At 58.9% G+C, this 19,484-nt stretch carries 22 protein-coding genes; 16 read left to right on the top strand and 6 right to left on the bottom strand.

The annotated features are described in order from the left end of the window. The first annotated feature begins 111 nt into the window (after positions 1–111). The 6 genes from ACR0JC_RS01570 (at position 112) to ACR0JC_RS01545 (ending at position 5,485) form a co-directional block, all read left to right on the top strand. A complete protein-coding gene (locus ACR0JC_RS01570; RefSeq protein WP_170339447.1) occupies positions 112–1,008 on the top strand; it encodes a DMT family transporter in 897 nt (298 codons plus the stop codon). Between the two features lie 49 nt (positions 1,009–1,057). Beyond that, positions 1,058–1,930, top strand: coding sequence for an ATPase (locus tag ACR0JC_RS01565; RefSeq protein WP_170339449.1), 873 nt, complete (start codon positions 1,058–1,060; stop codon positions 1,928–1,930). Between the two features lie 37 nt (positions 1,931–1,967). Beyond that, positions 1,968–2,885 carry a homoserine O-acetyltransferase MetA gene (gene metA, locus ACR0JC_RS01560; RefSeq protein ID WP_170339451.1) on the top strand — a complete coding sequence of 306 codons (918 nt, stop codon included), beginning with the start codon at positions 1,968–1,970 and terminating at the stop codon, positions 2,883–2,885. Positions 2,886–2,928: 43 nt separating this feature from the next. After that, positions 2,929–3,828: an alpha/beta fold hydrolase gene (locus tag ACR0JC_RS01555; protein ID WP_254430709.1), complete on the top strand. Its 900-nt coding sequence runs from the start codon at positions 2,929–2,931 to the stop codon at positions 3,826–3,828. A 49-nt stretch (positions 3,829–3,877) separates the two neighbouring features. Further along, entirely contained in the window at positions 3,878–4,747 is an 870-nt protein-coding gene (ppk2, locus tag ACR0JC_RS01550) for a polyphosphate kinase 2 (protein ID WP_170339455.1), read from the top strand. Positions 4,748–4,870: 123 nt separating this feature from the next. Continuing rightward, positions 4,871–5,485, top strand: a complete 615-nt coding sequence (locus tag ACR0JC_RS01545; protein WP_093961897.1) for a TetR/AcrR family transcriptional regulator — start codon at positions 4,871–4,873, stop codon at positions 5,483–5,485. Between the two features lie 3 nt (positions 5,486–5,488). Here ACR0JC_RS01545 and ACR0JC_RS01540 read toward each other — a convergent pair whose 3' ends face one another. The 6 genes from ACR0JC_RS01540 to ACR0JC_RS01515 all read right to left on the bottom strand — a co-directional run bounded on the left by ACR0JC_RS01540 (position 5,489) and on the right by ACR0JC_RS01515 (position 10,808). Next, the gene (locus ACR0JC_RS01540; RefSeq protein ID WP_170339457.1) at positions 5,489–6,547 is read right to left on the bottom strand and encodes an adenylate/guanylate cyclase domain-containing protein; all 1,059 of its coding nucleotides are present in this window, start codon (positions 6,545–6,547) and stop codon (positions 5,489–5,491) included. Further along, positions 6,544–6,912: a group I truncated hemoglobin gene (locus tag ACR0JC_RS01535; RefSeq protein WP_170338900.1), complete on the bottom strand. Its 369-nt coding sequence runs from the start codon at positions 6,910–6,912 to the stop codon at positions 6,544–6,546. The genes ACR0JC_RS01540 and ACR0JC_RS01535 overlap by 4 nt, the downstream gene beginning before the upstream one ends. Positions 6,913–7,045: 133 nt before the next feature. Further along, positions 7,046–7,939 carry a glycosyltransferase family 25 protein gene (locus tag ACR0JC_RS01530; protein ID WP_170339460.1) on the bottom strand — a complete coding sequence of 298 codons (894 nt, stop codon included), beginning with the start codon at positions 7,937–7,939 and terminating at the stop codon, positions 7,046–7,048. 75 nt (positions 7,940–8,014) lie between these two features. Further along, positions 8,015–8,692, bottom strand: a complete 678-nt coding sequence (locus ACR0JC_RS01525; RefSeq protein ID WP_170339462.1) for a GntR family transcriptional regulator — start codon at positions 8,690–8,692, stop codon at positions 8,015–8,017. Beyond that, positions 8,689–9,720 (bottom strand): Gfo/Idh/MocA family protein, encoded by a 1,032-nt coding sequence (locus ACR0JC_RS01520; protein WP_170339464.1) that lies wholly within the window; start codon positions 9,718–9,720, stop codon positions 8,689–8,691. The genes ACR0JC_RS01525 and ACR0JC_RS01520 overlap by 4 nt, the downstream gene beginning before the upstream one ends. Further along, entirely contained in the window at positions 9,717–10,808 is a 1,092-nt protein-coding gene (locus ACR0JC_RS01515) for an isocitrate/isopropylmalate dehydrogenase family protein (RefSeq protein WP_170339466.1), read from the bottom strand. The genes ACR0JC_RS01520 and ACR0JC_RS01515 overlap by 4 nt, the downstream gene beginning before the upstream one ends. A 131-nt stretch (positions 10,809–10,939) precedes the next feature. Between ACR0JC_RS01515 and ACR0JC_RS01510 the strand changes: the two genes are divergently transcribed. The 10 genes from ACR0JC_RS01510 (at position 10,940) to ACR0JC_RS01465 (ending at position 19,467) form a co-directional block, all read left to right on the top strand. Continuing rightward, on the top strand, positions 10,940–11,947 hold the full coding sequence (locus tag ACR0JC_RS01510; RefSeq protein WP_170340069.1) for a tripartite tricarboxylate transporter substrate binding protein: 1,008 nt from the start codon (positions 10,940–10,942) through the stop codon (positions 11,945–11,947). Positions 11,948–12,005: 58 nt separating this feature from the next. Beyond that, the gene (locus ACR0JC_RS01505) at positions 12,006–12,755 is read left to right on the top strand and encodes a hypothetical protein (protein ID WP_170339468.1); all 750 of its coding nucleotides are present in this window, start codon (positions 12,006–12,008) and stop codon (positions 12,753–12,755) included. Positions 12,756–12,759: 4 nt separating this feature from the next. Beyond that, complete coding sequence (locus ACR0JC_RS01500) at positions 12,760–14,271, top strand: tripartite tricarboxylate transporter permease (RefSeq protein WP_170339470.1); 1,512 nt, start codon at positions 12,760–12,762, stop codon at positions 14,269–14,271. Further along, positions 14,271–14,558, top strand: a complete 288-nt coding sequence (locus tag ACR0JC_RS01495; protein WP_170338916.1) for a putative quinol monooxygenase — start codon at positions 14,271–14,273, stop codon at positions 14,556–14,558. Before ACR0JC_RS01500 ends, ACR0JC_RS01495 begins: the two co-directional genes overlap by 1 nt. Next, positions 14,555–15,352, top strand: a complete 798-nt coding sequence (locus ACR0JC_RS01490; RefSeq protein ID WP_170339472.1) for an N-acyl homoserine lactonase family protein — start codon at positions 14,555–14,557, stop codon at positions 15,350–15,352. Before ACR0JC_RS01495 ends, ACR0JC_RS01490 begins: the two co-directional genes overlap by 4 nt. Further along, positions 15,349–16,578, top strand: a complete 1,230-nt coding sequence (otnK, locus tag ACR0JC_RS01485; RefSeq protein WP_170339474.1) for a 3-oxo-tetronate kinase — start codon at positions 15,349–15,351, stop codon at positions 16,576–16,578. The genes ACR0JC_RS01490 and otnK overlap by 4 nt, the downstream gene beginning before the upstream one ends. Next, positions 16,575–17,219, top strand: coding sequence for a 3-oxo-tetronate 4-phosphate decarboxylase (gene otnC, locus ACR0JC_RS01480; protein WP_170339476.1), 645 nt, complete (start codon positions 16,575–16,577; stop codon positions 17,217–17,219). The genes otnK and otnC overlap by 4 nt, the downstream gene beginning before the upstream one ends. Positions 17,220–17,378: 159 nt before the next feature. Continuing rightward, positions 17,379–18,467, top strand: coding sequence for a glycosyltransferase family 4 protein (locus ACR0JC_RS01475; RefSeq protein ID WP_170339477.1), 1,089 nt, complete (start codon positions 17,379–17,381; stop codon positions 18,465–18,467). A gap of 152 nt (positions 18,468–18,619) precedes the next feature. Beyond that, positions 18,620–19,210: a TetR/AcrR family transcriptional regulator gene (locus ACR0JC_RS01470; protein ID WP_170339479.1), complete on the top strand. Its 591-nt coding sequence runs from the start codon at positions 18,620–18,622 to the stop codon at positions 19,208–19,210. Continuing rightward, positions 19,207–19,467 carry a hypothetical protein gene (locus ACR0JC_RS01465; RefSeq protein ID WP_170339481.1) on the top strand — a complete coding sequence of 87 codons (261 nt, stop codon included), beginning with the start codon at positions 19,207–19,209 and terminating at the stop codon, positions 19,465–19,467. The genes ACR0JC_RS01470 and ACR0JC_RS01465 overlap by 4 nt, the downstream gene beginning before the upstream one ends. Positions 19,468–19,484: the final 17 nt, after the last annotated feature.

The raw sequence follows: 19,484 nt of genomic DNA, 5'->3' as shown, positions 1-19,484 counted from the left end.
TTGGAAAACCCCGCCCTTGTGGCGGGGTTTTTCGCATGATCCGGGTCGCTTACCGAATTGCCGAATGCAAGTATTCCGCGTGAGGCAAACATAAACATGCAAGAAATAGCCATGACGCAGCAAAAATCCCTCTCCGCCCTTGCCTGGTTCGAGCTCATCCTCCTTGGACTGATCTGGGGAGCGTCCTTCCTGGCGATCCGCGTCGCACTGGACACGATACCTGTGATGACGGCCGTGTTTCATCGCGTTTTCTGGGCGGCGCTCGTACTTTGGGCCGTCGTCCTCTTCCGCCGAGAAACGATACCGAGGGACCCGCGTATTTGGGGCGCTTTTCTGGTCATGGGTCTGTTGAACAACGTATTGCCCTTCTCGCTGATGGCCTGGGGCCAATTGTATGTCGACACCGGTCTGACCTCGATCTTGAACGCTGCCACGGCAATCTTCGGTGTTCTGGTTGCTGCTGCGTTCTTTCCCGACGAGCGACTGACCAAACGTCGAGCCGTGGGCGTTGCGCTTGGCTTTGGCGGAGTTTCCACCGCAATCGGATTGCACAATTTCCTTGGGTTCAGCCTTCAAAGCGCTGCTCAGTTGGCCATTTTGGCGGGGACCGTATCCTATGCGCTGGCGGCTGTCTGGGCCCGTTTGCGCTTGTCAGGCCTGGCGCCGCAGGTTGCGGCGGCGGGAATGCTGAGCGGGTCAACCATCGTCATGCTGCCGGTAATGCTGGTCGTCGACGGTGTGCCGTCGTTCGACTTGCCTATGACAACTTGGCTCGCCGTAGCTTATTACGCACTCGTCGCTACGGCTGGGGCCTACTTGCTGTACTACAGGGTTCTGGCCGCAGCCGGCAGCGGCAACCTGCTGCTGGTCACCCTGATCATCCCTCCGGTCGCCATTCTGTTGGGCGCCTATGTCCGGCACGAAACCCTTGCCCCGAATGCCTTCATCGGCTTTGCGATCCTTGCATTGGGGCTATTGATCCTAAGCCGATCCCGCAGCCGAGATTGACGCCATCGCCGGGCCGATTTAGCTAGAACAAAACAAGGGACGGTTGCACATGATCTACAGCTCGGCAAAGGACTGGCGCGAAGCGGCGCGCAAAAAGGTGCTGTTTTTCGGCATGTCCGGCTTGGGCAAGACTTACGTGTCGAACATCCTTCGCGACTCGGGCGACTGGTTCCACTACTCGATCGATTATCGAATTGGCACGCGTTACATGGGTGAATACATCACCGACAACGCCAAGGCTGAGGCAATGAAGGTTCCCTTTCTGCGGGATCTGCTGCTCTCTGACTCGATCTATATCGGTTCCAACATTTCGTTCGAAAACTTGACGCCGGTCGCCGCCTATCTGGGCAAGCCCGGAAACCCGGCCTTGGGTGGGCTGGCGATGCCGGAATATCGGCGTAGACAAGAGCAGTTCCGGCAGGCCGAAATCCACGCTCTGCTGGACACCGAATTTTTCATTGACCGCGCTCAGCGTCTGTACGGGTACCCGCATTTTATCTGTGACACCGGCGGGTCAATCTGCGAATGGGTGGACCCTGACAACCCTTCCGACCACGTCCTGTCGGAACTGTCGCGCCAGACCTTGATGGTCTGGATCAAGGGTGACGACGATCACACCGCCGAACTGATCCGACGGTTCGACAAGGCTCCCAAACCGATGTCGTATCAGGCCGATTTCCTCACGCGCACCTGGCAGGAATACCTTGATCAGCACGGCTGCGCCGAGGCAGAGGTCAATCCCGACGACTTCATCCGCTGGACCTATGCCCGCGCCCTGGCCCACCGTCAGCCCAGATACCAATCCATGGCTGAGAATTGGGGGGTCACCGTTACCGCCGACGCAATCGGCAAAGTGCGGGATGCCCGTGATTTCGATGAGTTGATCGAGAGCACACTTGAGACCCGCGCCGCGGCGTCCTAACTAGAACGCTTCAGAAGAAACTGGAAAAGTCCGCCTCATGCCTATCAAGATTCCGTCCGACCTCCCGGCCTTTGACGTTCTGACGAAAGAGGGCGTCATGGTCATGGCCGAGGATCAGGCCGCACGGCAGGACATCCGGCCCCTGAAGATCGGGTTGCTGAACCTGATGCCGAAGAAAATCCAGACCGAAAACCAGTTTGCCCGATTGATCGGCGCGACGCCTCTGCAGATCGAGTTGTCCCTGATCCGCATGACCGAGCATCAGACCAAAAACACCGCGGCCGAACACATGGAAGAGTTCTACCGCCCCTTTCAGGACGTGAAGGACCAGAAATTTGACGGCCTGATCATCACCGGCGCCCCCATCGAGCATTTGGAGTTTCAGGACGTCACCTATTGGGACGAACTGACCGAGGTGTTTGAATGGACCCAAACCAATGTGCATTCGACCTTCGGCGTTTGCTGGGGTGGTATGGCGATGATCTATCACTTTCATGGGGTCAAAAAACATATGCTGGACGCCAAGGCGTTTGGGTGTTTCCGGCATCGGAACCTGTCACCGGCCTCGCCTTTCCTTCGAGGTTTCTCGGATGACTGCGTGATCCCGGTCAGTCGCTGGACCGAAGTCCGTCAGGATGAAATAGATGCTGCCGAAGGGCTTGTGACCCTTTTGGGCAGCGACGAGGTCGGTCCGTGTCTGGTTGAAGATCGGCAGAACCGGGCGCTGTATATCTTCAATCACTTCGAATACGACAGTGACACGCTGAAACAGGAATACGACCGGGACGTGGCCAATGGCACTCCGATCAACGTGCCCATCAACTATTATCCCGACGATGACCCGTCTCGCACGCCTCAGAACCGGTGGCGCAGCCATGCGCATCTGCTGTATGGGAACTGGATCAACGAGATCTACCAGACCACTCCTTTCGACATGACGAAAATTGGTCATTAAGTCGTTGATATACCTGGGCCTGTTTGCGGCCCTTTTTGCGGCCTTGACGGCTTGGCTTGCCGCACGCCATGAGGCCCGGGCCGAGGCCGCGTTTCCGCCAGAGGGTCAGGTATTGGATGTCGACGGCGTTGCTGTACATGCCGTCGTCATGGGCGAAGGCCCGGATGTCGTCCTGATCCACGGGTCCAGCGGCAATACCCGGGACATGACGTTTGCTCTGGCGCCGTTGCTGGCAAAGTCCTTTCGGGTCATTGTATTCGACCGGCCGGGGCTGGGCTATTCTCAGAGCTTCTCGGCGGATGGCGAAACCATCGTCGAGCAGGCAGAAATCCTGCAGAAAGCTGCCGCGATATTGGGGGCCGACAAACCCATCGTCGCCGGTCAAAGCTATGGCGGGTCGGTATCACTGGCCTGGGCTGTGACGCGCCCTGACAACATCTCGGCTCTGGTCCTGATCGCCCCGGCCGCGGTGCCATGGGAAACTCCGCTCGATTCCTTCAACCGCATTGCCTCGACCTCCTGGGGAAATGCTCTCGTCCTGCCGTTGATCACCGCCTACGTTCCGGACTGGTACGTCAACAAGGCCCTGGATACGGTCTTTGCCCCCCAGACCGCACCCGAAGGCTATGCCGAGCATTTTGGCCCGGCCCTGACGCTCCGCCGGTCGTCGATGCATGCCAACGCAAAACAACGGGCCAACCTCCTGGACGAAGTTGCCGAACTGCAACCGCGCTACCCTGAGATATCGGTGCCCACCGAAATCGTGCATGGTACGGCAGATACGACAGTTGGTCTGGGCTGGCATTCCGAGCGGCTGATCGAACAAATCCCCGGCGCTGAGCTGATTGAACTTGAAGGCATGGGGCACATGCCGCAGGTGGTGGACGCTCCGGAAGTTGCTGCTGCGGTCGAACGTGCCGCGGAACGAGCGGGTTTGCGTTAACCCCGCCCGTAATCCATAGTAGAAACTGGATTTTATGGCGAGGCAACTCATGACCCGTGCAGCGGACCGAGCAATCAACAGCTACTTTCGGCACGACGCTCCCGAGAGCGTGCGAAAGGCCATCGAAGACGCTGAAAAAGGCGACATCCTCAACCCCAGCTACCCATATCAGGAGAGGATGAAGCGCAAGGACTATGACAATCAGATGGAGGCCCTGCAGATCGAACTGGTCAAGATGCAGGCATGGGTCAAGGAAACCGGACAACGCATCGCGATCGTGTTCGAGGGCCGGGATGCAGCAGGCAAAGGCGGTACGATCAAGCGATTCCGGGAAAACCTGAACCCGCGTGGCGCCCGCAATGTCGCCCTCAGCAAGCCCTCCGACGCCGAGCGCAGCCAATGGTACTTCCAGCGGTACATTCAGCACCTGCCATCGGCTGGCGAGATCGTTTTCTTCGATCGCAGCTGGTACAACCGGGGGGTCGTCGAAAACGTCTTTGGATTTTGCACCGCAGACCAGCGGGAACGCTTCTTCAGGCAGGTCATGCCACTGGAGAACGGGCTTGTTCATGACGGCATTCACCTGTTCAAGTTCTGGCTCAACGTCGGACGCGCAGAACAGCTCAATCGGTTTCTCGCGCGCGAGAATGACCCGCTGAAACAATGGAAACTGAGCCCTATAGACATCGCCGGTCTGGGCAAATGGGATGAATACACGCAGTCGATTTCCGAAACTCTAACACGCTCCCATTCCGATCTGTGCCCTTGGACGATCATCCGTTCGGACGACAAGAAGCGTGCCCGGCTTGCGGCAATCCGGGCGGTATTGTCGAACGTGGACTATGACGAAAAGGACGTCGAAGCCGTTGGAGAGCTCGACCCGATGATTTGTGGCGGACCGGAAATCTGGGATGCGTAGTCTAGGGCGCCTTTGGTCAAGCGGTGGCCCCTCCGATCATGCCCCGGGGATTGGACCTGCAGCGCCGCGTGCATTATGTCTGGTTGGTAAAAGAGCACGCAACCACAGGCAGGTGCCGTCGGAATGACCAAACGCGGCTATCACCATGGAAATCTGAAACAGGCGCTGATCGACGCCGCCCTCTCGCTGATCGAAGAAAAAGGTCCGACCGGCTTTACCCTATCTGAGGCCGCAAAACGGGCCGGTGTCACCCCAGCCGCGGTTTACCGACACTATCAGGGTCGCGAGGATCTGATCGCCGAGGCGGCCCGTCAGGGGTTCGAGATGTTCGCGGACCTCATGCAGTATGCCTATGACAAGGGGCAGCCCTCGGCGCTGGCCGCTTTCGAAGCGACCGGGCGCGCATATCTGGCGTTTGCGCGCAAGCATCCCGGCCATTACATCTCGATGTTCGAAAGCGGAATCTCGGTCAACCGGACGCCCGAGCTGGCGCTGGCCGCCAACCGTGCAAAGGAGGTTCTGGAAATGGCTGCGGCCGATCTTTCAGAACACATTCCGCCGGAAAAGCGACCACCGGCGTCTATGTTCAGCGCGCATATCTGGGCGATGAGCCATGGTGTCGTCGAGCTTTATGCCCGCAATGCGGGGGCCAGTTCGCCCTTCCCGCCCGAAGACCTTCTGGAATCCGGGATCGGCATTTACCTCAGAGGGTTGGGGCTGGTTCCGCCCGACGAATGATCGTCAAAACATCCGGCTGGCATGCGGTGCGTTCAGCCGTGAGGTGACATTGATCAGATCCATCATGCCCATCCCCTTGATGTCGACCGGACCCAGATCCGAGACCTGAAATTCATCGATCAGGGCGTATTTCATCTCTTCCGGGGCAACGATGTTCATGGGGTTCGCAAAGACCTGCAACCGCGATGCTATATTCACGGCCGGTCCGAAAACGTCATAGACGTATTTCTGGATCCCTACCACGGACCCAACGGCAGGCCCCATGCCAAGCCCGATCCGAGCCTGCCATTTGTGCGGATGACTTTCGTTGCGCCGTTCCAGATACCGCAGAAATCGGACCGCACAATGCGCAACCGCCGTGGCATGGTCAGGCGTGGCGTCGGGCATGCCTGACACCGCAAGATAAGCGTCCCCGATCGTCTTGATCCGTTCACACCCGAACTGTTCGACGATCCGGTCGAAGGCGGTGAAGATGTCATTCAACTCACTGAGGGTGACCGTAGGGTCTGTTTTTGCCGCAAAATCCGTAAAGCCGACGAAATCCAGCATGACCACGGAAACCTGATCATACAGCTGAGGCGTTACTACGCCGAAGGTTTTGAACTCTTCATAAACCGCACGCGGCATCAGGTTCAGCAAAAGCCGTTCGACCCGTTCCTTTTCTCTTTCCAACTCGCGAGTATTGCGCTCGACCATGGTCGAATAACTGTCGATCATGCTTTCCAGCTCACGAATTTTCGTTATGTTCTGACATTCGACAACCAGAACCTGCTCATCCATCCCGTTGGCCAAGGAAATCGTCACCGCGAAGATCAGCGTGCGGCGCTTGGGCTTCATCTGCAGCTCGGCCGAGTATCGCAGGCCCGATTGTTTGACGTCATCCAGTTCGCGCTGGTCGAGATCCGGCAATATATCCAAAAGTGTCTGGCCGGGCTCGGGTTTGCCGAACCATTCGGCAAATGGACCATTGTGGAACACGAAGGTCAGGTCCGAGGCCCGCAATACCGCTACACCGACCCCGATGGCACGCAGCAGTTGCTCGTTGATGGCCAGGATGCTCATGCCGCATCCCGGGCAACGATGATCGCCCTTTTGCCTTCGATCGCAGCCAGCGCGACCTGCACGTCATCTTCGGTCATTCCATGAATCGAAAGGGCTTCGCCGAACAGCGTAGCCATCTCGTCGAAATCATCGTGGCTGATGTTGAGGTGCCGATGCACGGCCTCGATCCGATCATCACTGAAAGACGCGGGACCACCCACCAGAGACGAAACGAATTTGGTTTGGTGATCAATCAACCGTGGCATGTCGATATCTTCGAAGTAGCCTCCGATCTCATCCGATTCCAATGCCATTTCGTAAAATGTCATCACGATCCGGCTGATGGTTTTGAACCCGCCGTATTTCTCGTAAATCGTTTGACCCACACCAAAACCCCAACAAATCGCGCAATAACACTGCGAGGTTATATCAAATCGAGAGTTTTGTTAACGTTTATGCACTTTGCGACTGGCGCCGATGGTTGGAACCGCTTGGTTTTTCACCACTGGCACAAAGACTTCAGGACCAAGGGCGCACGATCAGATCGTCGGCACAGGGAATGAAGTCCACCATGCCGCCGCGCTGGAGAAGCCGCGCCTGACCGCCCAGCTTCCATTTCAGTTTTCGGCCGGCCGACTGAAGCTCGCGCCGCAGCCGAAACCACGTGGGGCCCTTGTCCAATCCGCTGTTTGTGGCTGCGCTTTGGGTTCGTTCGCTGCTTTTGACCGGTTCGTCGATCTGCTCCTGCCGTCCCGACCAGATCATCTGGACACCAACAGCCGGAAAGCACTGAAACATGTTCCAATCCCTGCGCGGCAAGGACAGAAAATCATCGAGATGGTCAGAATATCTCTGCGACCAGGCCAACAATTTGCGGCAGCCTACCTGTGACAGAACATAGGCCGCCGCACTTGGCGCCATTTCCAACATTGGGCGCACGCGGACATTTCCGATCCCGGTCTCCGGCCCAAAACGCAGTGACCGGGGCGAGTAATCCAATTTGACGCAATCATAGGCTTCCGGGTGGTTCAGCACTTCGATGATCACCCGGCCAGCTTCAGAGGACATTTCCACATCATCCTCAAAGACGACAGCAGCTGGAAGGTTCCGATCGGCGATCCGTTGCCAAACCGATCTATGGCTTTCGAAACAGGCGATTTCGCTGGTCGTCAGACCCCAGCGCGTTCCCGTTCCCGCGATATATCCGTTTTGCTCCAACGCGCCCGACTGACTGGCATCCGTGGCGCTAATCCTATGCGCACCCACAAGGCCCGCCTTCAGAAACTGCGCTTCCATGAACGCCCGGCGCTCAGGCACACGGTCCAGATTGATGTAATAGACGCTGTCGCCTGCCATCTGCTGGGTTATCTGCACCGGAAGTCCTTTCGCATCGCGCGCCGCTTTATTGGCCATATCCCCAGTTGGGACCGGAAGTCCAGATTGCACAGCCGGCAGATCTACGGCCAGCGGGGTGAGCGAACTGACTGGCTAAAGCTTGTTCAGCCGATGTTTATCCAAGATGTCAATGATGACGGATTTGGCATGCAGCCGGTGCTGGCGATGCCGGTCGCGTGCCACATCAGGTTTGCCGTCGCGGATTGCCGTATAGACCGCACGGTGATCCTCATTCGACTTGACCGGCAACGGGCGGATGAACAGGGTCGAGGCCCGCGCCCTGCGGACCTGGTCGCTCATCATGGACACGATGCTTTCCACCCGCCGGTTGCCACCCAATCGGACAAGCTCGCGGTGGAACAGGTCGTCGGCCTTGGCCCATGCCTCCAGGTCTTCGTCACCGATGGCGCGATCCATTTGGGCGATCGAGTCCGCCAACGGCTGAAGATCTTGCTCGGAAAATCCGGCCTGGGCCGCGCGTTCGGCTGCAAGGCTCTCCAACTCGGTCAGAATGTCATAGATCTCGCGCATGTCATCCGGAGATACCGGCAGGATCCGCACCCCTTTGCGCGGCCGCATTTCCAGCAGGCCCTTGCTTTCCAACATAAGCGCTGCTTCGCGAACCGGCGTGCGCGACATCCCCAACTGCTCGGCCAGTTCGGTTTCCAGATGGTCGGTGCCGGCGGCCAACTCTCCGGTCAGGATCATCCGCCGCAAGTCCCGCACCGCGCGTTGAGTATTCGAGAGAGCCTTGCCGGTCTCGTTTTTCATTCGGCCTCCAAAACGATTTTCCTGCCCTCCGCATCAGATCTGTAGATCGCCTGTTCTATGCGGATAACGTCCAGATAGTCCGGGCCAGTATTTTCCAAATGCGTTCCATTTAGAAGACCGGATATGACATGCTGCTGCAATGCGTGCACGCAATCGCCACCAAAGCCCTCCCATTTATCGGGTGCAAGCAACTGCTCTCTGCTCTGGCTGCCGAATTCCCGCAGCCCAACGGCGCCAAAGCCATCCATCGTCAGTGTTCCGCCAGTGCCTTCGATCAAGGCCTCCCCCATGGTGCGGCGCAGATTGTCCGAGGTATGATCCAGGTTCCGGTTGCCATCGAATACGGCCCTCAAGCCGTTTTCGAACTCAAAGATGACATAGCCTGCGTCCTCTCCGGCAATGACCGGGTTTATCCGCCGCAGATCGGCATAAACCGAGATCGGATTGCCGAACAAGAACCGGAACGTATCGACCCAATGCACCGCCGTTTCGTGGATCAGAAAACGAGGCATTTTCTGAAAATAGGGTTGCCGATCAAGATAGGCGCGCGGCCCCTGCCCGTCGCCCGGGCGCAGTCGGAACGTGGCCTGCAACGGCGTCCCGATATCCCCGCGTGTCAGGGCGTCCTTCATCACCCGATACCACGGCTGGAAACGAAAATTCTCGTGGACAACGACGGTGGCTCCGGCATCCCGAGCGTCCTGCAGTACAGCCTCCGCTTCTGCCAGAGAACGACAAAACGGTTTTTGGCACAGGATCCAACCCACACCTGCGTCCAGCGCGGCACGAATTGCGTCGGCATGACCGTCAGGCGGCAGGATTATGTCCAACAGCTGGGGAGATTCCCGGGCCAGCATCGACGGCAGATCATCATAGGCAGGCAACCCAGTGGCGGCCGCCTTCTCGAGATCGCGATCACATGCGGCGACCAGTTGAACCTGCGGTATGCGGCGCCAGCTGCCATAGTGGAACTGGCTGAAATAGCCGGCGCCGACACAGGCGACACGAATGAACTGCTGGCCGCTCACGCCAAAAACACCCTGTCCGCCACCGCTCGCGCCGCGGCCAGCGTATCGGCTTCTCCGCCCAGATCACGGGTCAGAATTCGGCCCTCGGACACGACGCTGTCGACTGCCGTGTGCAACCGTTGCCCATCTCGCGACAACACGGGGTTCTGATGCCGCAACCCAAGCCATTCCAGCATCATCGCCGCCGACTGGAACATGGCAAACGGATTGGCGATGCCTTCCCCGGCAATGTCAGGGGCGGATCCGTGACAGGGCTGGAACACCGCATGACCCAGACCAATGTCAGCCGAGGGCGCCAGCCCAAGCCCTCCCATCAGACCGGCCCCAAGGTCAGACAGGATGTCTCCGAACATGTTTTCCGTGACAAGAACATCAAATTCCCAAGGCTTCTGAACCATCCACAAGGCCGTTGCATCCACATAGGCATGATCCGCAACCAAATCCGGGTGACGCTCAGCCTCGGCATCGAACAGATCCCGGAAGAATGCAAAGGCACGGAAGACGTTGGCCTTGTCCACACAGGTGACCCGACCCCGACCCTGCCCGGACGTTTTTCGGTCATGCGCCAACTGGAAGGTAAACCGAAACAGCTTTTCGCAGATCTCTCGGGTGATCAGCAGCGTCTCGCGCGCCTCGTCCTCGGTCACTTCTCCGCACCCCTGGGTGTGAAACAACCCCTCAGTACTTTCGCGGATCAGAACAAAGTCAATTTCCTTGCCCGGCGGCAGGGCCAACGGTGTTGCTTGCCCAGCTCTCACCCGCACAGGGCGCACACCGGCAAACAGCCCCAACGCCTTGCGGAGGTCGATCTGAGGTGAAATCTCGGTCCCATCCGGGTACCGAACGTCCGGCAAACCCATCGCGGACAGTAGAATGGCATCCGCCTGCCGCGCCGCATCCATTGACGTTTTCGGAAATGATTCTCCGGTTTGCGCATAGTGGGCTGCCCCGGCCGGAACCTCCCGAAACTCAAGTGTATAGTCCTCGGTCTGCTCAGATAGCTGCCCAAGGATGCTTAGCGTCGGAGCCATGATTTCCGGGCCGATCCCGTCCCCGTGGAACACTGCAATCTCTAGTTTCTCGGCCATCTGCGCCCTGCGTCCTTTTCCTGTGTTCTTGCGTTCGACCTTAAATCAATTCCGGTCGTTGACAACGCATTGTGTAACGTATACGCAATTAAATGCAACAACAAACACATCACTGCATCTGGGAGGAAAAGATGAAGTCGAAAATCGCAAGGTTGGCAGCGGCCGCCCTAATGTCGGCAGGTGCCGCAGGGCTCGTCAGCGCACAGGAATATCCGTACCGGGACATTACCACCGCCGTCGTCTGGGGCGCCGGAGGCGGTACCGACACCATCAACCGGATGATCATGGCCGAGATGGAGAAACATCTGCCGGTGTCGATCAACGTGATCAACCAGACCGGAGGCGTGGCGGGTTCAAACGGAATGGTCTACGCCATGAACCAGCCTGATGACGGCTATACGTTGGTCGGACTTTCCGAATCGAACGTGACCGCCGCCGTCCAGGGCGGCTGGGACAAAAAGTTCGACTACTGGTATCCGTTCATCGTTGGCGGCTCGCCTGATTTGATCTCGGTTCCCGCCGACAGCCCCTACAACAGCCTTGAAGAGTTGGTGGACGCGGCGAAGGCCGCGCCCGGAACCATCCCCGCGGCAGCCTCGGGTGCGGGATCCATCCACCACCTGAACCTGCTGGCCATCGAAAAGGGCTCGGGCGCCGAGTTCAAATTCGTCCCCTACAAAGGCTCAGCTCCGGGGCAAGAGGCCGCCATCGCCGGTGAAGTTGCGCTGGTCGTGACCTCGCTGGCGGAACAGGCCCCGCTGATCGAAGGCGGACAGTTGCGCCCGCTGGCGATGCTGACACCTGAAAACGCGGAAATCGCGGGAATGACCGTTCCTTCGGCCTTTGGCATCTATGACGGGCTCGACCAATATTTGCCGCTGAAACAGGCAATCGGCTTTGCGGTCCACAATTCGGCAAGCGACGATGTAAAGGCAAAACTGGCCGAAGCATTCCAGAAAGCCATGGCCTCGCAGGCCGTGGCCGATTGGGCCGCGGCAAACAATTATGACATCGGCGGACAGTACGGACCCGAGGCGCAGAAGCTGTTCTCGACGTTGGAATCCACCTTTGCATACACCCTGCAAGATTTGGGTGCGACGACCGTCGATCCGGCCTCTCTGGGCATCGAGAAGCCCTGAGCGACAAACGATCTTGGGGGCGCGGTTCCGCGCCCCTTTTTTGCACGGGAGGGCAACGTTGGAAAAGGCTGAGGACATTCTGGTCCTGCGCGCACGGGATTTCTGGGCGTCGCTGGTTTTGGGGGCAACATCAGTGTTCTTCCTGTGGGAGACCATGGACATCCCCCTGTGGGGAGAAAACAAGGCGGGGGTCAGCGGTACCCAATGGTACGACTCGGCAGCCATTGTTCCGTTGTTCATCTTTGTGGGCCTGTTGTGCCTCTCGATCGCGCTGTTCGTGATCTCGGTCCGGTCCGGCGGGGCGCGGCACGCCCTTGGTGCGGCTGGCATCGGCTGGAACCCTGACGAAGCATTTCGCTTTTCCACCATTGGCCTGATCCTTCTGGCCTATGTGGGCGGGCTGGTGCCGCGCGTCGATTTCATCCTGTGTTCCGGCCTTCTGATTACCGCTCTCATATTTGGGTATTACGGTGGGCACCCGCGGCGCGCGATGATCGCCTGCGGCGCCGTTTGCCTGGCTGGGTTCACGTCCCGGTTGCTCTACCCTGCTCAAGCCGACTGGAACGCACATGCGGACGACTGGATCACGTTGGGCATATGGGTTGCCCTGACGATCCCGGTTTTGGTCAAGGCCCGGTCCGAGCGGCTTTTGCGGGTTGTTCCCTACACAGCCATCCTCGCGCCGTTTACCCTGGTTTGCGCCATGGCCTTCGGATTTCGCCAGAATGTTCCGGCGCGCGGTGGCCTGCTGTTTCAACAAATCGAGTACCACTACTACGTGACGCTCCGCCCGATCTGGAAAGGCTAAGACCATGGAGTTCGTCTTGTCTCAGCTGGCGGGTTTCGGCCATGCCTTCGCTGCGCTGGTCGCCGATCCGCTGACCTATCTCTATCTGGTTTTCTCGGTCTTTCTGGGCATCACATTCGGTGCTCTGCCCGGCCTGACTGCGACCCTTGCCGTGACCATTCTGACCGGTTTCTTCGGCAACAAGATCCCGCTGGATTACTCTTTGATCGCGCTGCTGGGCGCTTATGTGGGGGCGATTTACGGCGGGTCCTATCCCTCGATCCTGCTGAACATCCCCGGCACCGCCGCCAGCGCCGCCACCGCAATGGACGGTCACCCACTTGCCAAGGCCGGACGCGGCGGTGAGGCCCTTGGATTGACGACGACGGCCAGTTTCATCGGGACCATCATCGGCACACTCACGCTCCTGATCTTCGTCTGGGCACTGCTGCTTGTTTCAAAGAATATCGCAAGCCCGGAAAAGGCGCTACTGGCCCTGTTCGGTATCCTTCTGTCTGGCACGCTCATGAGCGAGGACCTGGTACTCAAAGGGTGGATATCCGGTCTGATCGGGCTTGCCATGGCCATGGTCGGACTTGACCCCTTGCTGTCCGAACCCCGCTACACTTTCGGCTGGTCCTACATGCTGAGCGGGTTCCAGGTGGTGCCCGTTCTCATGGGGGCCTTCGCGATCCCTCAGATCATCGAAGGCCTGCGCCATGTCGAAGCCGGCAAGGTCATGGCTCTGAAAGGCTCGATCCTGCCAAATCTCTCGACGGTCCGCCGTCACCTGCCCACCATCGGCAGGTCCGGCGTGATCGGCACCGGCGTTGGTGCCCTGCCGGGCGTCGGCGAGGATGTTGCCGGATGGGTCAGCTACGGTGTCGGCAAAACCGTTTCGAAGGATGGGAAGAACTTCGGCAAAGGTTCACTGGACGGGCTTTTGTGTTCAGAGACAGCCAACAACGCCTGTATCGGCGGCGCACTGATCCCCCTGTTGGTGCTGGGCATCCCCGGCTCACCACCCGCGGCCGCGCTGCTGGGGGCGTTCAAAATCAACAACGTCATCCCCGGCCCTACGATCGACCCCGAAATCATCTTGCGGGTCGTGGCCATCCTGGTGCTGGCATCGTTGACGATGTTCCTGATGGGCCTTTTCACCGCGCGGGTCTTCATCAAGATTCTCAAAATCCCGCAAACCGTTTTCTTGCCCGTCGTGATGGTTCTGACCACGATTGGGTCATTCAGTGTGGGGGGCGGGGTCAATGACCTTTACCTTATGCTGGGGGTCGGCTTCGTGGCGTATTTCATGAACCTGATGAAGTATCCGATTGCGCCGCTGGTCATTGGCGTCATCCTTGGTGGGTTGTTCGACGAGACATTCCGCCGGTCACTGTTCCTGTCGGATGGCGATCTGTCGGTATTCGTTTCTCGACCCGGAGCAGCAATTCTGCTGGTGTTGAACGTGGCGCTGATCCTCAGCCAATTGCCTCCGGTCAAACGCCTGTTCGCCCGTCTGAAAGGAGCGCCCGCCTGATGTATGCCGTCACCGTAACCTTCGAGTTGAAGCCCGGGACACGCGATCGTTTCCTGCCTCTGATGCTGGACAACGCGCGCATGTCGTTGAGCTACGAGCCCGGGTGCCTCCAATTCGACGTCTGCGCAGGGGACGATCCGGCCATCGTTTTTTTGTATGAGATCTACTCGAACGCCGAAGCGTTCAGGATCCACTTGGACAGTCCGCATTTCAAGACATTCGATCTGGCAGTTTCGGATATGGTGGTCCGAAAGCAGGTCAACACGTTCTCCGAGGTCATGCGATGAACGACTGGGAAGTCTATGCCATCAAATATGCGGACAGAAATGCCCGCACCCGCGCCGACAGTTTCATACTGGATGACGATCACGCTGCCCCTCATGCCATGGACTACTACTTGTGGCTGCTCAAGCGCGGCACGCAGGTCATTCTGGTGGATACCGGATATGACACCGACGAAGGGCTGAGCCGCGGACGTCCTATTGCCATGGATCCACGTGATGCCTTGCGGCCATTCGGGATCGCGCCAGAGGCCATTCAGCAAGTGATCGTCACGCACCTGCACTATGACCACGCAGGGGGTCTGCACCTGTTTCCAAACGCCACGTTGCATATGCAGGCGGCCGAGATGGCCTTTGCCACGGGTCCCTGCATGTGTCACGACACTCTGCGCGCGCCATTTTCGGCCGGTCATATCTGCGAGGCGGTCAAGCGGCTTTATTCCGGCAAAGTGGTTTTCCATGACGGCGACGCCGAGTTGGCTGACGGAGTCACGGTCCATTGCATCGGCGGCCACTCCCGCGGGCTGCAATGCGTACGTGTCCGGACTGCCAGCGGCTGGATGGTTTTGGCCTCGGACGCATCGCATTACTACGAGAACTTCATGGCCCGAAAACCATTTCCCATTGTGGTCGACCTGCAGGACATGCTGGACGGCTTTGACAAGCTGCAAAGCCTCGCGTCCGCCCCCGGCCTGATCATCCCGGGCCACGATCCGCTGGTCCGGTCCGTTTTTCCCCCGGGACCAGCCGACCACATCAACCGTTTGGACACGGGGCCAATCAGAGAGATCAGACTATGAAGATCGGAGTCATTGCCGATGATTTCACCGGCGCATCCGACATTGGCCTGACCCTCGCTGAGGGCGGCATGCGCGTCAGCCAGTTTGTTGGCATCCCAAAGGGCCACACGGACCAGGATCTGGATGCGGCCGTGGTTGCGCTCAAGTCACGCACGGCCCCGGTTGACGAGGCGGTGCGCGACAGTCTGGCAGCCTGTGACTGGCTGCTATCCCAAGGTGCGCAGCAAATCGTCTTCAAGGTCTGTTCGACCTTCGACAGCACCGCAAAGGGCAATATCGGTCCGGTTCTGGATGCGCTGACGGAAAGGCTGAACGCTCCGACCACGATCGTCTGTCCGGCTTTTCCCGAAAATGGGCGCAGTGTTTACCAAGGGCACCTGTTCGTGCAGGACAAGCTGTTGAATGAAAGCGGCATGCAGAACCATCCACTGACTCCGATGACCGACCCTGATCTCCGGCGTCTGCTGGCCGCTCAGTCCGCCCGTCCGGTCCATCATGTGGCCGCCTTGTTGGTCATGCAGGGGGCTGCGGCCATTCGGTCTGCCCTGCCTCCCAAAGGTCATACGATCGTCGACGCAATCCGCGACGCAGACCTGCTGGAAATCGGCAAGGCTGCCCGTGATACCCTGCTCCTTTGCGGCGGGTCCGGGATCGCGCTTGGGTTGCCGGCAAATTTTGGGTTCGCACCGCGACACCCACAGTGGGACGGAGTGTCCGGGCCCGGCATCGTGCTGTCAGGATCCTGCAGCCGCGCCACCCGAGAGCAAGTCGCGCGCTTCCGGGACGTCGCCCCACACCGTGAGGTCACCGCGCGGGACGCGGTCAGCGGCTCGATCTCGGTGGAAGAATTGGTCAACTGGGCGCTCGAGCAGAAACAACCGCCGCTGATCTATTCTTCGGCCGATCCACAAGTCGTGAGGCAAGCACAGGACTCCTTCGGCAAGGAAAAGGCATCTGCAGCGATCGAAAACCTGTTCTCCGATCTCTCCCGCAGCCTGCGGGCCGCGGGCTTCCGACGGATGGTCATTGCTGGGGGTGAGACTTCGGGCGCGGTTGTCCAGGGTCTGCGCGCGCAGCAGTTGCAGATCGGCCCCCGCTTGGCCGCCGGCGTTCCCATGGTACTCCTGCCCGGCACCCCGTCCATTGCACTGGCTCTGAAATCGGGCAATTTCGGCGGCCCCGATTTCTTTGCGGACGCCTTGAACAGAATGGAGCAACAACAATGAGCGAGGCGGCGAAGCTGCGGGAAGAAATCTGTCTGCTTGCAAAGTCGATGTTCGACCGGGGACTGACCTGCGGTGCGTCGGGCAACATCTCGGCCCGGCTGACCGACGGAACGATCCTGGTTACGCCGACCGGCAGTTCGATGGGGTTTCTCGACCCGGCGCGGATCAGCCATCTGGATGCCCGGTTTCAGCACATTGATGGCGACTTACCGACCAAGGAAGTCCCGCTGCACTCGGCCTTCTACGACACAAGGCAGCAGACCGGGGCTGTGGTCCACCTCCACTCGACGCATTCGGTGGCCTGGTCCATGCTTCCCGAAGTTGACCCCGAGGACGTTCTGCCGCCGCTGACCCCGTATTCAATCATTCGGGTCGGTCGGGTGAAATTGCTGCCATTCTTCCTGCCCGGCGACCCTGAAATGGGCAACGCGGTCCGGGGACTGGCTGGACAGCGCAGCGCGGTGCTGCTGGCCAATCATGGCCCTGTGGTTGCCGGCAAAGACATCTGGGCGGCCAGTTTCGCAATGGAAGAACTGGAGGAAACCGCAAAACTCGCCCTGCTGACCCGAGGCCTGAACCCTCGCCAGCTGAGCGCCGAACAGATTTCAGCCCTGTACGACATGACAGGCCACAGCAAGTAACCGGTTCGAACACCTGCTGCTCTGACAACACGCTTTGCGATCCAATCGGCCGGATTTCGGCAATTGCCGCCAGCTTTTACGCACATTTCTGGCAAAGATCATCTCAAGCTTGCTCAATTACCCTGCGTAAATTACCATTTTCGGCGGGGGACTGTGTCGTTGAATGGTTTAAAGCTGCTTTTTGTGCAGGCAGGGTTCGGTCCGGGTGGTGCGGAAAAAGTCATCGCCATGTTGTCGAACCATTTCGTGGAACGCGGTTGCGAGGTTCACGCAACGGCGTTCAGCATGCCGGAAAACGGTCCCTATTTCTCGATGAATGAAAAAGTGCGGACCAGTGCGCTATCAGGCAGGCGCGGACAGTTGAACAGGATCACGCACCTACGTTCGGTCATTCGCGACCTACGCCCCGATGTCGTGATTTCGTTTCTGACCAAAGTGAATGTAGTTACCCTGATCGCCACATTGGACTCCAAGCTGCCGGTCATCATTTCGGAACGGAACAACCCACGTCTACAGGACGCACACCCCGGATGGGCACGATTGCAATCCGTTCTGGGCCGAAGGTCGAAGGCTGTCGTTGCATTGACACAAAAAGGTCTGGAGGATCTGCCTGGCCCGCTCCGCCGTCGCGGTCGGGTCATACCAAACCCGATCGAGCCCTTCACAAGGGCGCAGGTGTCGAACTCCGAAAAAGCGCGTCACCTGGTCTCGGTTGGTCGCCTGGTGCCGCAGAAAGGTTTTCACCTTCTTCTGGAGACCATGGCCAAGATCCATGCCGAGTGCCCATGGACCACCCTGACGATCTATGGTGAAGGCCCCGAGCGTCCCCCACTCGAGCGGTTGCGCAAGTCTCTCGGTCTTGAGGGTTGCGTTCATTTGCCCGGCAATACGGCCCGGGTCGGAGAATGGGCAAACGACGCCGATATCGTGGTTGGGTCTTCGCTGTATGAAGGGTTTCACAATGTTGTCGCCGAAGCTGTCGTCAGCGGGATCCCGGTCGTCTCATTCGATTGTGACTATGGTCCGTCCGAATTCATCCGCCACGGGCGAAATGGCTATCTGGTACCGACCGGCGACGTAACCGGATTGGCAGAAGCCGCCATTCGTCTGATCAATGACCCGACAGCCCGCGCGGGGATGGCAAACGAATCCGATGAGTTAAGGGCGCTTCTTTCTCCAGAGAGGGTCTACTCCGCGTGGGAGAACGTCGTCGCGGACGCAGTTGCGCGAAACGGTCGTATGATCTGACGAGACCCGACACGGACGACCATCCCATTATGCCAAATCCTGAGCAGGGACAGGCTGATTTTGGCCTGTCTTCAACCCTGCTTTGTTAATTTTCATTATTGACAACTTATCCGCTGTAGTTATTTGTCAAAACTGACAACAAAGGAGCCCCAATGCCCCGGCCCACGCTCAAAGACCAACGATCCGCTGAAATACTCGATGCCTATCTGACCTGTGTGGCCCGTTTCGGATTGGAAGGCGCAACACAAGAACGCATCGCGGCGGAGGCTGGTGTCAAACGGCCCTTGTTGCGCCACTACTTGGGAAACCGGGATGACATGACGGCGGCATTGGCAGACCACGTGATCAACGCTTTTGCCGAAGTTACAGAGGCGGTCTCGGTTCACTTCGGGTCGCAGGGTGAGCCATCTGAGTTGATTGATGCCCTGTTTGACGACGGGCACGGCCATGATCCCCGCCTGATGCTGGCTTGGCAGGCTTTGGCAACGGCCGCAGAACGCATTCCTGACCTGGGCCCCAAACTGACCCAAAGCTACGCCGACTTTCTGGCCGTCATCGAAGGCAATCTGGCCCGCGCCTATCCATCGGCACCTCCCGAACGCATTCGGGCCGTCGCCCATGGAGTAACCGCTTGCGCTCAGAACATCGACGCGCTTGTCCCGATTTCACCGCCAACTCAGTGGCGCGACGATCTGAAAGCGGCGGCGCTGGCGTTGCTTGCAAGCTTGGAGAGTGACGCATGATCAATCTCCCCAGACTGATCAACTACGCAGCCCTACCCGTTCTTTTGGTGGCCACATGGCTGGGGCTCCAATGGCCCTGGGGGCTGGTATTCCTCTGGTGGGCCATACCGTCGATCCGCAGCGGCCAAGCTTTCCTGATCAATACCGTCAACCGCGAAACCGATCCACTCCTGTTCTGGACCGTTACTGTTCTTTGGATGGTCTTCGGCGGCCTGATGGTTACCGCCGACATCGCACCGGCCGACTATCCGGCCTGACTGGTCTGAGAGGTTTT

This window comes from Ruegeria sp. CH5 (assembly GCF_056537025.1).
This window is presented reverse-complemented; position numbering and strand designations above follow the sequence as displayed.

Excerpts from the sequence above, each read along its gene's own strand:
- ACR0JC_RS01570 (WP_170339447.1), top strand. The coding sequence starts at position 112 with ATGACGCAGCAAAAATCCCTCTCCGCCCTTGCCTGGTTCGAGCTCATC.
- ACR0JC_RS01565 (WP_170339449.1), top strand. The coding sequence starts at position 1,058 with ATGATCTACAGCTCGGCAAAGGACTGGCGCGAAGCGGCGCGCAAAAAG.
- metA (WP_170339451.1), top strand. The coding sequence starts at position 1,968 with ATGCCTATCAAGATTCCGTCCGACCTCCCGGCCTTTGACGTTCTGACG.
- ppk2 (WP_170339455.1), top strand. The coding sequence starts at position 3,878 with ATGACCCGTGCAGCGGACCGAGCAATCAACAGCTACTTTCGGCACGAC.
- ACR0JC_RS01545 (WP_093961897.1), top strand. The coding sequence starts at position 4,871 with ATGACCAAACGCGGCTATCACCATGGAAATCTGAAACAGGCGCTGATC.
- ACR0JC_RS01540 (WP_170339457.1), bottom strand. The coding sequence starts at position 6,547 with ATGAGCATCCTGGCCATCAACGAGCAACTGCTGCGTGCCATCGGGGTC.
- ACR0JC_RS01530 (WP_170339460.1), bottom strand. The coding sequence starts at position 7,939 with ATGGCCAATAAAGCGGCGCGCGATGCGAAAGGACTTCCGGTGCAGATA.
- ACR0JC_RS01525 (WP_170339462.1), bottom strand. The coding sequence starts at position 8,692 with ATGAAAAACGAGACCGGCAAGGCTCTCTCGAATACTCAACGCGCGGTG.
- ACR0JC_RS01515 (WP_170339466.1), bottom strand. The coding sequence starts at position 10,808 with ATGGCCGAGAAACTAGAGATTGCAGTGTTCCACGGGGACGGGATCGGC.
- ACR0JC_RS01510 (WP_170340069.1), top strand. The coding sequence starts at position 10,940 with ATGAAGTCGAAAATCGCAAGGTTGGCAGCGGCCGCCCTAATGTCGGCA.
- ACR0JC_RS01500 (WP_170339470.1), top strand. The coding sequence starts at position 12,760 with ATGGAGTTCGTCTTGTCTCAGCTGGCGGGTTTCGGCCATGCCTTCGCT.
- ACR0JC_RS01495 (WP_170338916.1), top strand. The coding sequence starts at position 14,271 with ATGTATGCCGTCACCGTAACCTTCGAGTTGAAGCCCGGGACACGCGAT.
- ACR0JC_RS01490 (WP_170339472.1), top strand. The coding sequence starts at position 14,555 with ATGAACGACTGGGAAGTCTATGCCATCAAATATGCGGACAGAAATGCC.
- otnK (WP_170339474.1), top strand. The coding sequence starts at position 15,349 with ATGAAGATCGGAGTCATTGCCGATGATTTCACCGGCGCATCCGACATT.
- otnC (WP_170339476.1), top strand. The coding sequence starts at position 16,575 with ATGAGCGAGGCGGCGAAGCTGCGGGAAGAAATCTGTCTGCTTGCAAAG.
- ACR0JC_RS01470 (WP_170339479.1), top strand. The coding sequence starts at position 18,620 with ATGCCCCGGCCCACGCTCAAAGACCAACGATCCGCTGAAATACTCGAT.
- ACR0JC_RS01465 (WP_170339481.1), top strand. The coding sequence starts at position 19,207 with ATGATCAATCTCCCCAGACTGATCAACTACGCAGCCCTACCCGTTCTT.